12 protein-coding genes are annotated in these 13682 nt (G+C 64.0%); 5 read left to right on the top strand and 7 right to left on the bottom strand.

Features of this window, described 5'->3' with window-relative positions:
• Positions 1–24: 24 nt before the first annotated feature.
• The 4 genes from nirD to C5N93_RS09585 all read right to left on the bottom strand — a co-directional run bounded on the left by nirD (position 25) and on the right by C5N93_RS09585 (position 5882).
• A complete protein-coding gene (nirD, locus tag C5N93_RS09570) occupies positions 25–408 on the bottom strand; it encodes a nitrite reductase small subunit NirD (RefSeq protein WP_242559083.1) in 384 nt (127 codons plus the stop codon).
• Between the two features lie 27 nt (positions 409–435).
• The gene (nirB, locus tag C5N93_RS09575) at positions 436–2907 is read right to left on the bottom strand and encodes a nitrite reductase large subunit NirB (protein WP_242559084.1); all 2472 of its coding nucleotides are present in this window, start codon (positions 2905–2907) and stop codon (positions 436–438) included.
• 393 nt (positions 2908–3300) lie between these two features.
• Complete coding sequence (locus tag C5N93_RS09580; RefSeq protein WP_242559085.1) at positions 3301–4716, bottom strand: MFS transporter; 1416 nt, start codon at positions 4714–4716, stop codon at positions 3301–3303.
• The gene (locus C5N93_RS09585; RefSeq protein ID WP_242559086.1) at positions 4713–5882 is read right to left on the bottom strand and encodes an acyl-CoA dehydrogenase family protein; all 1170 of its coding nucleotides are present in this window, start codon (positions 5880–5882) and stop codon (positions 4713–4715) included. Before C5N93_RS09585 ends, C5N93_RS09580 begins: the two co-directional genes overlap by 4 nt.
• Positions 5883–6103: 221 nt before the next feature.
• Between C5N93_RS09585 and C5N93_RS09590 the strand changes: the two genes are divergently transcribed.
• From C5N93_RS09590 to C5N93_RS09610, 5 genes are read left to right on the top strand one after another with little or no spacing between them, the layout of a single operon-like run.
• Positions 6104–6577, top strand: a complete 474-nt coding sequence (locus C5N93_RS09590; RefSeq protein WP_069341479.1) for a MarR family transcriptional regulator — start codon at positions 6104–6106, stop codon at positions 6575–6577.
• A 3-nt stretch (positions 6578–6580) separates the two neighbouring features.
• The gene (locus C5N93_RS09595; protein ID WP_242559087.1) at positions 6581–8581 is read left to right on the top strand and encodes an FUSC family protein; all 2001 of its coding nucleotides are present in this window, start codon (positions 6581–6583) and stop codon (positions 8579–8581) included.
• The gene (locus C5N93_RS09600) at positions 8578–8787 is read left to right on the top strand and encodes a DUF1656 domain-containing protein (RefSeq protein ID WP_150719470.1); all 210 of its coding nucleotides are present in this window, start codon (positions 8578–8580) and stop codon (positions 8785–8787) included. The genes C5N93_RS09595 and C5N93_RS09600 overlap by 4 nt, the downstream gene beginning before the upstream one ends.
• Positions 8784–9746, top strand: a complete 963-nt coding sequence (locus tag C5N93_RS09605; protein ID WP_242559088.1) for an HlyD family secretion protein — start codon at positions 8784–8786, stop codon at positions 9744–9746. The genes C5N93_RS09600 and C5N93_RS09605 overlap by 4 nt, the downstream gene beginning before the upstream one ends.
• 38 nt (positions 9747–9784) lie before the next feature.
• Positions 9785–11254 (top strand): efflux transporter outer membrane subunit, encoded by a 1470-nt coding sequence (locus C5N93_RS09610; RefSeq protein ID WP_242559163.1) that lies wholly within the window; start codon positions 9785–9787, stop codon positions 11252–11254.
• A gap of 141 nt (positions 11255–11395) precedes the next feature.
• Here C5N93_RS09610 and C5N93_RS09615 read toward each other — a convergent pair whose 3' ends face one another.
• The 3 genes from C5N93_RS09615 to C5N93_RS09625 all read right to left on the bottom strand — a co-directional run bounded on the left by C5N93_RS09615 (position 11396) and on the right by C5N93_RS09625 (position 13658).
• Positions 11396–11659, bottom strand: coding sequence for a DUF4148 domain-containing protein (locus C5N93_RS09615; RefSeq protein ID WP_242559089.1), 264 nt, complete (start codon positions 11657–11659; stop codon positions 11396–11398).
• A 189-nt stretch (positions 11660–11848) separates the two neighbouring features.
• Positions 11849–12616, bottom strand: coding sequence for an autoinducer binding domain-containing protein (locus C5N93_RS09620; protein WP_150719474.1), 768 nt, complete (start codon positions 12614–12616; stop codon positions 11849–11851).
• A gap of 148 nt (positions 12617–12764) precedes the next feature.
• On the bottom strand, positions 12765–13658 hold the full coding sequence (locus tag C5N93_RS09625) for a LysR family transcriptional regulator (RefSeq protein ID WP_242559090.1): 894 nt from the start codon (positions 13656–13658) through the stop codon (positions 12765–12767).
• Positions 13659–13682 lie beyond the last annotated feature (24 nt).

Below are 13682 nucleotides of genomic sequence, written 5' to 3' on the forward strand. Positions count from 1 at the left end.
GGCAGTCGTTCGTGTCGGGGACGGTCAGGCCGCGACCGTGTGGGTCACGTTGTTCACATCACTCACGTCGGCCTGCACCGTCTCGTCGAACGCCAGATAGACCTCACCGGCGTCGATGCGCACGGGAAAGCGCTGCGCGCAACCCACGTCCGGCGCGCAGGCCTCGCCGGTGTTCAGATCGATGTTCCAGGCGTGCAACGGACACGTCACCTTCTCGCCGTGCACGATGCCCTGCGACAGCGCGCCGCCCTTGTGCGGACACTTGTCGCGCAGCGCGAAGACGTTATCGCTCTCGGTGCGAAACAGCGCGATATCGCCGCTCGGATGCGTGAGCACACGCGTGCCCAGACGCGGAATCGCATTCACATCACACACATGCAGCCAGATCGGCCGGGATTGTTCAGTCATGGCAGCCCCTTCAAGGCAATCAAGCAGTCAGGCAGTCGTGGTTTCGGTGGACAGCGCGTCGGCGGGCACGCCGGAGACCGTCAGCGGACGGTACTCGTTGGCCTGCGTGCCGTTGATGCGGGCTTGCCACGGATCGGGCAGACCGTCGAGCGAGAACAGCAGACGCTCGTACAACGCCCGACGATTGGCCGCATCGGCCACCACGCGTTGCTTCACGTAATCGAGGCCGACACGGTCGAGGTAATGCACCGTGCGGTCGAGGTAGTAGGCCTCTTCGCGATACAACTGAAGGAACGCGCCGGTGTACTCCTTGACCTCTTCGGCCGTCTTCACCTTGACGAGGAACTGCGCCACTTCGGTCTTGATACCGCCGTTGCCGCCCACGTACAGCTCCCAGCCCGAGTCGACGGCGATCACGCCCACGTCCTTGATACCGGCTTCGGCGCAGTTGCGCGGGCAGCCCGATACGGCCAGCTTCACCTTGTGCGGCGACCACATGTTCGCGAGCATCGTTTCCAGATCGATGCCCATCTGCGTGCTGTTCTGCGTGCCGAAGCGGCAGAACTCGCTGCCCACGCATGTCTTCACGGTACGGATCGACTTGCCGTACGCGTGCCCCGACGGCATGCCCAGATCGCGCCAGACATTCACGAGGTCGTCCTTCTTCACGCCGAGCAAGTCGATGCGCTGACCACCCGTGACCTTCACCATCGGAATCTGATACTTGTCGGCCACGTCGGCGATGCGGCGCAATTCGCTCGCATTCGTCACGCCGCCCTTCATCTGCGGAATGACGGAGAACGTGTTGTCCTTCTGGATGTTGGCGTGCACGCGTTCGTTGACGAAGCGGCTTTGCGGATCGTCCACCGCCTCCTTGGGCCACGTGCTGAGCATGTAGTAGTTCAGTGCGGGACGGCACGTGGCGCAGCCGTTCGGCGTACGCCATTCAAGGAAGTCGAAGGCAGCGCGATGCGTGGTGAGACGGTGCTCGCGCACGGCGCGGCGAACGTCCGCGTGCGACAGATCGGTACAGCCGCACACCGCCTTTTCCTTCGGTGTCGCGTCGTACGTCGTGCCCAGCGTGCTCATCAGAATCTGCTCACACAGGCCTGCGCAGGACCCGCACGAACTCGCCGCCTTGGTGTGCTTCTTCACTTCGTCGAGCGTGAACAGACCCTTCTCGGTGATCGCCTTGACGATGGTGCCCTTGCACACGCCGTTGCAACCGCACACTTCGTCGCTGTCGGCCATGGCGGAGGCCCGGCTCTGGCCTTGCGTGCCGACGTCGCCCACGCTCGTCTCGCCGAACATGATGCTGCTGCGCAACTCGCCCAGCACGCGCCCTTCGCGCAGCAGCTTGAAGTACCACGCACCGTCGGTCGTGTCGCCATAGAGACAGGCGCCGACGAGCTTGTCGTCGCGAATCACGAGCTTCTTGTAGACACCGCTCGCCGGGTCCGACAGCACGATTTCTTCCGTGCCTTCGCCACCGAGAAAGTCGCCGGCCGAGAACAGATCGATGCCGGTGACCTTGAGCTTCGTCGAGAGCACCGAGCCGCGATAGCTGCCGATGCCCATGAGCGCCAGGTGATTCGCACAGACCTTGGCCTGCTCGAACAGCGGCGCGACGAGACCGTACGCCACACCGCGATGGCTCACGCACTCGCCCACGGCGTAGATGCGCGGGTCGTAGGTTTGCAGCGTGTCCGAGACCACGATACCGCGCGCGCAATGCAGACCGGCCGCTTCGGCCAGCGTCGTGTTCGGACGGATACCGGCAGCCATCACCACCAGATCTGCGTCGATCGCTTCACCGTTGCCGAACTTCACCCCGCGCACGCAGCCCGTCTCGTCGCCGAGAATTTCCGATGTCTGATGCGACAGGCGGAACGCGAGACCGCGCGCTTCGAGCGACTGTTGCAGCAGCTTGCCAGCGGTGTTGTCGAGCTGACGTTCGAGCAGCGTGTCGGCGAGGTGCACGACGGTGACGTCCATGCCGCGCAACTTCAGACCGTTGGCCGCTTCCAGACCGAGCAGACCGCCGCCGATCACGACCGCACGACGCTTCACGCGCGCCGTCTCGATCATGATTTCGGTGTCGCGAATGTCGCGGTAGCTGATCACGCCATCGAGATCCTTGCCCGGCACAGGCAGGATGAACGGGCTGGAGCCGGTGGCGATCAGCAGGCGGTCGTACGGCGCTTCGGTGCCGTCGGCACAGCGCACGACGCGACGCGGCCGGTCGATCTGCGTGACTTCCTTGCCCAGATGCAGCGTGATGCCCTTTTCCGCATACCAGTCGAGCGGATTGAGCACGATGTCCTTGAACGACTGCTCGCCCGCGAGCACCGGCGAGAGCAGGATGCGGTTGTAGTTCGGATGCGGCTCCGCGCCGAATACGGTGATGTCGTACTGATTCGGTGCGATCTCAAGCAGCTCTTCGAGCGTGCGGATACCGGCCATGCCGTTGCCGATGACGACCAGACGAGGTTTGCCCATGTTGTCTTCTCCTGTTGCCGCGCTTCATGCTCCGGAACCCGGTCCCGAAGTACAGCCCCGAAAAACAAAACGGCGTCCGTCCGCGCCGAAGCACGGAGGGACGCCGTTGTCCTGTGGGTACGTCGCAGGCTGTCCCGCCCGACGCCGCACCAGAATTCGTTGCCGGCGACGCCTTTGCCGCTAGCGTTATGGCTAACGCAACAAGCGTGCCAGCAGGAACGGGACTATCGGCAAAGCGTTGCCGGACAAGGAGAAGACATGAAGTTGTCTATGGGAAGTGTCCGATTCTTGAGCGTCATCTGCTGCACCGCAGCAGTGCACGACACGGGGCGCCTGCCCCGTGCGCACCATCATGATGCCTACATGCGGTGCGTCGGCACCTTGGTCGTCACCTCATCTCGACGGTGACGGCTGATGCCCGCTCACCTGCGCGCCGGCGTCGGCCGGCAGACGCGCGCCGTCGATCATGGCGAGCAGCGCGATCCCGGCCATGACGACGAACGTCCAGCGAAAACTCGCGGTGCTGAACGGCGTGACACCGGCGACCTCGGTGATCTTGAGCACGAGCGCACCGAGCGCGATGCCCATGCCGGTCGTCATTTGCTGAAGCGCCGAGGACAGCGTGCTGGCGCCGCTCATGTCGGCCGGCGGCACGTCGGCATAGGCCAGCGTCGCCAGCGTGGTGAACTGCACCGAGCGACAGATGCCGCCGAAGAGCAGCACCAGCGCAATGATCCACAGCGGCGTCGTTGCCGAAAGCATCGCGCACAGGGCAAAGCCCACGACCACGAGCCACCCGTTGCCCAGCAACACCCTGCGGAAACCGAAGCGGCGCATGATCGGCGTGGTCGCCGGTTTGATGCCGAGGTTACCCGCGAACAGCGCGAGCATCAGCAACCCGGACGTCACGGCGCTCATGCCGAACGCCAGCTGGAACATCAGCGGCAGTAGAAACGGCGCGCTGCCGATGGCGATCCGAAACATCGAGCCGCCCCACACGGTGACCGCAAACGTCTGCACCCGCATCGCCCCCAGATTGAGAAGCGGATGCGACGTGCGGCCGAAGTGGCGGATCGACCACGCCATCGCCAGGCCGCCGATGACCAGGCAACCGATCACGGCCGGCCAGTCCGCCGGGGTGCGGCTCGCGAGTTCGACACCGAACATCAGCAGGCTGGCCCCGACGCCGCTCGCGACGAATCCCGCCAGATCGAACGGCTTGCGCTGCCCCGGCGACGGCTTCACCAGCCATAACGCCGCCGCGAAGGCCGCCATGCCTAACGGAACGTTGATGAGAAAGATCCAGTGCCAGCTCCATGTCGACGAGATGAAGCCGCCGAGCGCCGGACCGAGCACCGGGGCGGCGAGACCCGGCCAGGTGATCGTCGCGATGGCGCGCACCAGCGCCGGCTTCGGCGTGCTGCGCAGCACGACCAGACGGCCGACCGGGACCATCATGGCGCCGGCGAGCCCTTGCAGCACACGACACACGGTGAACATGTCGAGACTCGTGCTCATCGCGCACAGCACCGACGCGAGCGTGAAAAGCGCGATTGCCGCCGGGAACACGCGACGCGGCCCCAGCCGGTCCGCGAGCCAGCCGCTCGCCGGAATGAATGCTGCGAGTGCGACGAGATAAGCCGACAGGCCGATCGAGAGCTGCGAGGGAGCGACGCCGAAGTCCCGCGCCATGGCGGGAATCGACGTCGTGATGATGGTCGCGTCGAGGTTCTCCATGAAGAACGTCGAGGCGACGAGCAACGGCAATGCCGTCGGTGACACTTTCTGCGCGGGCGTCTGCACGTTCATTCGTCCTGCATCAGGGCGCGGCCGATGATGAGTTGCTGGATCTGGGTCGTGCCTTCATACAGACGCAGCAGGCGCACGTCGCGATAGAAGCGCTCGACCTTGTACTCGTTGATGTAGCCCGCGCCACCGTGCACCTGCACGCCGCGATCGGCCACACGCCCGACCATCTCCGTGCAGAACAGCTTGGCGCACGACGCGCGCGTGCTCACATCAGCGTCGCGCGTACCGGCGGGTTTGGCGTCATAGCGCACCGCGCAGTCCTGCACCATCGACCATCCGGCATAGAGTTCGGCCTGACTGTCGGCGAGCATCGCCTGCACCAGCTGGAAGTCGCCGATGCGCTGACCGAACTGCTTGCGCTCGCGCGCATAGGCCACCGATTCGTCCAGAATGCGCTGTGCCATGCCGCACGCGAGCGCCGCCACATGCAGACGACCGCGATCGAGCACCTTCATGGCGGTCTTGAAGCCCTTGCCCGCCACCCCGCCGATGATGTTCGCGGCAGGCACCCGCGCGCCCTGCAACACCACGTCGCAGGTCTTGGTGCCGCGCTGGCCCATCTTCTTGTCCGGCTTACCGAGCGACAGGCCCGGCGTATCGGCGGGCACGATGAACGCCGAGATGCCGCCCGCGCCCTCGCCGCCGGTGCGCGCCATCAGCGTAAAAGCCCCTGCGCGCGGCGCGTTGGTGATGAAGCGCTTCACGCCGTCGATCACATAAGTGTCGCCGTCGAGCACCGCGCGTGTCTTCAGCGCCGCAGGGTCCGATCCGGCGTCCGGCTCGGTCAGCGCAAACGACATGATCAGCTCACCACTCGCCACGCGCGGCAGCAGATCGTGCTTCTGCGCGTCGGTGCCGTCCATCAGAATGCCCTGCGAGCCGATGCCCACGTTGGTGCCGAAGACCGAGCGGAACGCCAGCGACGTCTGCCCGAACTCGTACGCCACGCGCACCTCCTGCGCCATCGACAGACCGATGCCGCCGAATGCCTCGGGAATCGAAAGCCCGAACAGGCCCATCTCCTTCATCTCGTCGACGAGGGTCTGCGGCACGTCGTCCTGCGCCTCCACGTCGTTCTCGGCGGGCACCAGCCGCTCGCGGATGAACCGTTGCACCGCCGCGAGCAGCAATTCGAACGATTCGCTATCCAGTCCCTTCGATGTCATGGGGCGTCCCTTGAAATATGTCGTAACACTTGTCTGCCGGCCGGCGCGACCACGAAATAGCGCCGTGAGTGCCGCTATCTTACCTGCGCAAATCGCGCAAAGGCACGTCCCGCGTGCCTGTCCACGCCTTTCCGAGGGTAAGGCTTCCCACCATTTCCACGTCTGGCGCAACAGGCTATTAACTAGCATCCTAATTATTAGTTAACATATAATCTTTCTCCATGACCTCCCTAGAAACGCTCCGCTTCGTCTTCACCAGCCATCTGCTGCTGGCGGGCAAACAGTGGCGCCAGTTGTCGCAGGGCGCGATCGTCGAATACGGTATTTCCGCGGCGAGCGCAGGCCCCTTGCTGTTCATCCGCCGTCTCGGCCAGGGTGTGCGTCAGGTCGAGCTGGCCGAATACGTCGGGCTGGAAGGCGCGTCGCTCGTGCGTCTGCTCGATCAACTGTGCGCCGCCGGTCTGGTCGTGCGTGAAGTCGATGCCAGCGACCGGCGCGCCAACGCACTGAAGCTGACCGACGCCGGCGAAGCGCTCGCCGAGAAGCTCGAACGCGAACTCAGCCAACTGCGCGCCAAGGTATTCGCCGACATCCCCCGAGAAGACTTCGAGGCGGTGTTGCGCGTGTTTGAAACGCTCAACCGCGCGGCCGACCCCGATGGGTCCATCCTCGCCATGGCGCTCCCCAAGAAGTAAACCGTGCTTACCTGGCCATCTTCACGCGACTGGATTTTTTCGATCAAGGCGTTCGTCGCCTCGATGCTGGCGCTCTACATCGCGCTCGCGCTCGGCCTGCCTCGCCCCTACTGGGCCATGGCGACGGTCTATATCGTGTCGCACCCGCTGACGGGCGCCACGCGCTCCAAGGCGCTCTATCGCGTGCTCGGCACGCTGCTGGGCGCGGCGGCCTCGATTGCGTTCGTCCCCGCCCTCGTCGATACGCCGGAACTGCTGATGGCCGCCGTCGGGCTGTGGACCGGCACGTTGCTCTACATCTCGTTGCTGCATCGTTCGCCGCGCAGCTACGTCTTCCTGCTCGCCTCGTACACGTTGCCGCTGATCGCACTCCCGGCGGTGAACACACCCTCCGGTATCTTCGACATCGCCATCGCGCGCTCCGAAGAGATCATTCTGGGCATCGTCTGCGCGAGTGTCGTGGGCGCCGTGATTCTGCCGACGAGCGTCGCGAAAGTGCTGCACGACCGCTCCACGCGCTGGCTCACCGACGCCGCTCGCTGGACCACCGACATGCTGTCGGCCGATCCCGAAGGCAAGGCCACGCGCCACATGAGCCGTCACCGCATGGCGGCCGACATTCTGGCGCTCGACCAGTTGATCAGCCAGTTGTCTTATGACGCCGACACCTCCGAGCGCGTACGCGACGCGCAGGAATTGCGCGGACGCATGACGATGATGATGCCGGTCCTCTCGACGGTGGCATCGCTCGTGCAGACGTTGCGTCTGCATCCGAAGGGCGCGCCCGAAGCGCTGGAGGCCAAGATGGCCGAAGTGGTCGCCTGGCTGCGGCGCGGTGCGCCCTCGCCCGCCCCGGCCCATCTGCTCAAACCGCCACAGTCGGCCGGCGAGGCGTCGGACTGGTACGGCGCGCTCGTCGCGGCGACCGAAGACCGTCTGCGCTCGCTCGTGCAGTTGTGGCAGGACTGCGCGTCGCTGCAACGCCGTTTCAGTCAGCAGGGCGACGCGCCCGATTGGACGCCCGCCTTCCCCTACTGGGAACTCGGCGGCGCACGCCATTACGACCACGGGCTGCTGTTGTTCTCGACGATCTCCGCGGCGCTGTGCACGTTCATCATGGGACTGGCATGGATCTACACGGGCTGGAACGACGGCGCTGCCGGTGTCTCGCTCGGGGCCGTCGCCTGCTGCTTCTTCGCCGCCATGGACGAACCCGCACCGTTCATCCGCTCGTTCTTCTGGGCGACGGCCGTGTGCGTGGTCCTCGCCGCCGTCTACGTGTTCTTCATCCTGACGAACGCCCACGATTTCGGCCTGCTGGTCGCCCTCTTCGCCGTGCCCTACCTGTTGCTCGGCACGTTCATCCCGCAACCGCGCTTCACGATGGTGGCGATGCTCGTGGCCGTGAACACCGCGAGCTTCGTCGGCATTCAGGGCGGCTACAGCGCCGACTTCCCGGCGTTCTTCAACAGCAATATCGCAGGGCTGGCCGGTGTGCTGTTCGCGCTGTTGTGGACGCTGCAAACGCGACCGTTCGGCACGCGCGTGGCCATGCGCCGCCTGATTCATTCGAGCTGGCGCGACATCGCGAAGAACGCCATGGGCCGTTCGGTGAGCGAGCACAACCGGCTGCGTGCGCGCCTGCTCGACCGGCTCGGGCAACTGGTGCCGCGTCTGGCCGCGAGCGAGAGCGAGACGTCGAGCGACGGCTTCACCGAAGTACGCGTCGAACTCTCGGCACTCGCCTTGCAGCGCGAGCTGCCGCATCTGAATCCCTTGCAGCGCAGTGCGGTCGAAGCGGCGCTCACCGACGTGGCGCGCTTCTATCAGTCGCGACTCGACGAACAGGTGAGCCAGCCGGACAGCTCGCTGCAAGACAAACTGCTGGGCGCCGTGCGCTCGCTGGTCGCCCATAGCGATCAGGCCTCGCGCAGCGCGCGTGCCTCGCTCATGGACATCCACGTCGCGCTGTTCCCCGCCACCACTACCGGGAGTGCCCAATGAGCGGCGAGATCGACATCTACGGCGTCTTCGTGCCGACGCTGCTGGCCCTGATGGTCGTGGCATTCGTGCTGACGGGCGCATTACGCTTCGTGCTCGCACGCATCGGCTTCTACAAGCTCGTCTGGCACCGTTCGTTATTCAATCTTGCTGTGTACATCATCGCGCTGGGCGGCATCGTCGCCCTCGCGCGCGCCTGCCAATCATGAAACTGAAACTTCGCTCCCTCGGCCCCGTCGTCCTGACGCTTGCCGTCTCCTGCGTCGCGATCTTCGTGCTGCTGCATCTGTGGGATTACTACACCGTCGCCCCGTGGACGCGCGACGGCCGCATTCGCGCCGATATCGTGCAGGTCGCGCCCGACGTCTCCGGTCTCATCACCGATGTCGACGTGAAGGACAACCAGCAAGTGCATCGCGGCGATCTGCTGTTCGTCATCGATCGCGACCGCTATACGCTCGCCTTGCAGCAGGCCGAAGCCAACGCCGCCGCGCAACGCGCCACGCTGGCGCAGGCGCGTCGTGAGAATGCCCGCAATCATCAACTGACGGAAGTGGTCGCGAAGGAAGTCGTCGAAGCCGGTCAGGCCAGGGTCGAATCCGGTGAGGCGGCCGTGGCTCAGGCCGACGCCGCCGTGCGTCTCGCGAAGCTCAACCTCGAACGCACTCGCGTACTCGCGCCCGCCGACGGTTATCTGAACGACCGCCTGCCGCGCGTTGGCGATTACGTGAGCACCGGACGTCCGGTGCTCTCCATGGTCGATGCGAACTCGCTGCACGTCGAAGGCTATTTCGAAGAGACCAAGATGCGCGGCATCCACATCGGCGACAAGGTGGAGATTCGCCTGATGGGCGAGCGTCATGTGCTGCACGGCCACGTGCAAAGCATCGTCGCCGGGATCGAGGACCGTGACCGCACCAGCGGCGCATCGATGCTCCCGAACATCAATCCGACGTTCAACTGGGTCCGTCTGGCGCAGCGCATTCCGGTGCGTATCGCGCTCGACGACGTGCCCAAGGACATGCGCCTCGTCGCCGGTCGTACGGCGACGGTCACTGTCGTGCAAACGCAGGACAAGTCTGCCCAGCCAAAACAGGCGTCGACGGCCTCGCTCGCCGCCGCCTCTCAGAACGGGACGCCGGCTGCACATGCGGAGGCCCGCCAGTGAAGTCCGTGCAAGTCAAAACCCGAACACGTTTTGCGTTGATGAGTGCCGTGGCGACTGCGGCCGCGCTCGTCGCCGGTTGCACGACCGTCGGGCCGGACTACCATCTGCCAGAGCATTCGGTGATGCGCTCGCCCGACGCGAACGGTCCGCTCGCGGATGCGTCGCAACGCGCCGTCTCCATCGACGCGGTACCCGACGATTGGTGGAAGCTCTATGACGATCCGCAGCTCGACACGCTCGTGAGCGAGGCGCTGACGGCCAACACGAATGTGCGCGTGGCGCTGGCGAACGTGCAGCGTGCGGTGGCGATGTATCACGAAGTGGAATCCGAGAATCTGCCACAGGGGGGCGTGGAGGCCGAAGCGGCCCGCGCGCAGATCTCGGGCGAGAGCCTGCTCAAGGAAGAGAAGCTGCCGGTGGTGAACATTGCCGTCGCAACGCTCGGCATCTCCTATCAGATCGACTTCTTCGGCAAACTCGCGCGAGCCGACGAAGCCGCGCTGGCCGCCGCCGAAGCGAGTCAGGCTGCACTCGACGTCGCGCGTGTGAGCGTGGCGGCCGAGACCGTGCGGGCGTACGTGCAAGGTTGCGCGGCGAACCACGAATACGACATCGCCAATGAGCAGTTGCGGTTGCAGGAGCGCAGCGTCGCCATCACCCGCAAGCTCGTGGACGCCGGACGCGATCAGCCGACCGACCTGCTGCGCGCGCAGGCGCAAGCCGACACGCTGCGCGCGGCACTGCCGCACTTCCAGGCGCAGAGCGAAGCCGCAACCTACCGGCTGGCCGTCATGCTGGGCAAGGTGCCCGGCACGCTCGACGCACGCGTCGCTCAATGCCGCCGCATTCCGCAACTCACGCAGGCGCTGCCCGTCGGTGACGGCACCGCGCTGCTCAAGCGCCGCCCGGACGTACGTCAGGCAGAACGCGAACTCGCGTCGGCCACCGCCAGGATCGGGGTGGCGACGGCGGACCTGTATCCGTCGATCCGCTTCGGCGCATCGATCGGGGCAAACGGTGTGCTCGAACACTTCGGACAGGGCCGCACGGAACAGTGGACGGTCGGCCCGATGATCTCGTGGTCGCTACCGACCAACGGCGTGCGTTCGCACATCAAGGGCATGGAAGCAGGCGCCGATGCTGCGCTTGCGCATTTCGACGGTGTTGTACTCAAAGCCGTGCAGGAAGCCAGGACGTCGCTCTCCGCTTACACCCGCGAATTGCAGCGCGACGACGCCCTGCGCGACGCCCGCGACAAATCACGCGATGCGGCCGAGCAGAATCACAAGCTGTATCGCGCCGGTCGCGCGCCGTACCTCACGAGCCTTGACGCCGAGCGCACGCATGCGAGCGCCGAAGCGGCGCTGGCGGCATCGGAAACGCAAGTCGCCATGGATCAGGTCAATCTGTTCCTGGCGCTGGGTGGGGGATGGCAGAAACACACAAGCCCCGTCGGGAACGAATCCTCGGGCGGGGCTGTGGAGAGTGACGCATCGCTGCGTCATTGAGACGATTCGCGCGGCGCGGGCGGGACTCGATGTCGAGTCAGGCGGGCCGTCGGCGAATCGGGGGACTACTCAGATACGACTCAACTGCTCGGTAAGCGTGTCGACAACCTCGTCGACGGGCTTCTCACTGACTGAAACGTCTCAGTTGGCCATCGGAGCTTGCGGTGCACCATTGTGCTGTGCCGCTTCGATTTCGGCCGTACGCTTTTGCAGTTGCACCGACTGCTCGTAGGTGTACGGGAAGTTGAATTCCGTCACCGGCGAGAGACCGAGTTCGCGGGCCGCTTGCAGTTCGGCGCGCACATGTTCGCGGGTCACGCCGCTGGACTGATCGGCAGCCATGGCCGAGCCGGCAGCGAGGGAAAGACTCACCAGCGCAACGGCGGTCAACAGGTTCTTCTTCATGGAAAACTCCTTTTATCGTTCGTATTTCACTCATGGAGGCGAAAACTGCTAACCAATCAGTTCGCACCATGAGTAAATTATAGTTTTCCCTTACGAATCAACCAGCCGCAAAGCAACAACACACTGTTTCGGAAAAAGTGTGAAATCAGCCAAACACGATCCCAAAATGTCTCGAAAATGACGGAAATGTCAGGGAGAAATCAAACCGGTGCTGATTGCCGCTGCAATTGCCTGATGTCGATTGACCGCACCGAGCTTGCGTTTGGCGTTATTGATGTGAAACGTCACCGTGTGTTCCGATATCTTCAGAATCAACCCGATTTCCCACGCCGTCTTGCCGCGTGCCGCCCACAATAGACTTTCGATCTCACGCGGACTGAGTTTGCCATTGCTGCGGCTCGCGACCCACTGCATGTCGAGTTGCTGAATCGCCTGATGAAAGTAAAGCGCCGTGAGATAGATTTCACCGACCATGCGCGATTCAAGTTCCGCCGATTCTTCCGGCGACTTCGCCGTCGCGGCACTGAAAATCGCCCGCTCGCCGGCAGCCCCGTAAATGGGAATCGAGACACCACTGCCGAGCCCGTGAGCGCGCGCATCCGCGAAGATCGGGTGAGGCCGCTTCTGTGTGAGAAAGGTGCGCCAGAGAATCGGTAACGGCGACAGATTCGCCGCGACGAGCACCGGATCGACTTCCGCATAGCCCGCACTCTGATAACGCTCGATCCAGGCGGGCGGAAACGTCGTGAAGATATGGCGGCTCGGCATTCCCTGCGCGGAAATGAGCTGATCGTCCATCTGAAACGCCGCAGCCTCTCGTTCGCGACGGGGCAATAACGGGGCATAGAACAGTGCGTCGTATTCCAGCGTTTGCGTCAGTTTCTGAAACTCGGCGTCCAGCGCCTCGACCGACCGGGCACCCAGCAGCCCTTCATACCGATAAAGATTGTGATGCATTGCGAATTGCACGTTCTCTAATAATTGCCGGTGGATTGCCGATATTCGCGCATTGTAGTCTGAGCTTTGCGTTTTGCGGGGAGTAATTTTGCCCAATAAAACAACCCCACTATATGGCGTGGAGTGCCAATCATTTTCTCATCGAATTTCATACCGCGCAGCCCAATGACTCCAATGCCGACAGGACTTTTCGCAATCCTGGCGTCAGCGGTTTATCCTGACGCACCACGATCGCCAGCGTTCTCGATAAGGCCGGTGTCAGCGTGGATATACGCAATCCGCGTCGATGATGACCCGCGCTGACCGACATTCGCGGCACGATGCTATAACCCAATCCTGCCGCGACCATTTCCTTGATCGCCTCGATACTCCCGAGCGCCATCACCGGGCGCATACGAATTCCCGCTTGCAAAAACCACTCATCGATCAATAGTCGCGTGCTGCTGCCGGATTCGAACGCCACCATCGGCGCTGCGGCGAGCGCGTGCGGCGTCACTTCCTGAGCCCACTCGTTGTCGCTTGCCGGCGCGATCGCGACAAACTCGTCTTGCAGTACCGGGGTGATGTGCAGACTGCGTCCGGCAGCGGGCAAAGTCACAAGCCCGATGTCGAGACGGTTTTCGGTCACGGCCGCGACAACGTCGTCGGTGTTGCCGGTACTCACACGAATATCGAGTAACGGATGGCGCTTGCGCATTGCGCGCAGCATCGGCGGCAGCAAGTGGATGCACGCCGTCGCGCCCGTGCCGATCGCCACCTCGCCGGCCACCCCCAGCGCATGACTCGACAGCGCCTGCATGGCGTCTTCGACGGCAGCGTCGATACGCCGCGCGTGTTCGAGCAATGTCTGTCCCGCCGACGTCGGCTTCAGACGTTTGCCGACGCGCTCGATGAGTCTGACGTTCAAGCGCTGTTCCAACTGGCGAACCTGAAGACTCACGGCGGGCTGCGACAAATCGAGGCGTGCGGCAGCCGCAGAGAAACTGCCGGCGTCGATGACTTCTGAAAACGTATGAAGCTGATCCAGATTCAGGCGCCGCATCTCAAAGTTTTCCTTATGAAACGG

Origin of the sequence: Pandoraea sp. LA3 (genome assembly GCF_022696215.1) — a bacterium.
In the GTDB taxonomy this organism is placed as follows: Bacteria; Pseudomonadota; Gammaproteobacteria; order Burkholderiales; family Burkholderiaceae; genus Pandoraea; species Pandoraea capi.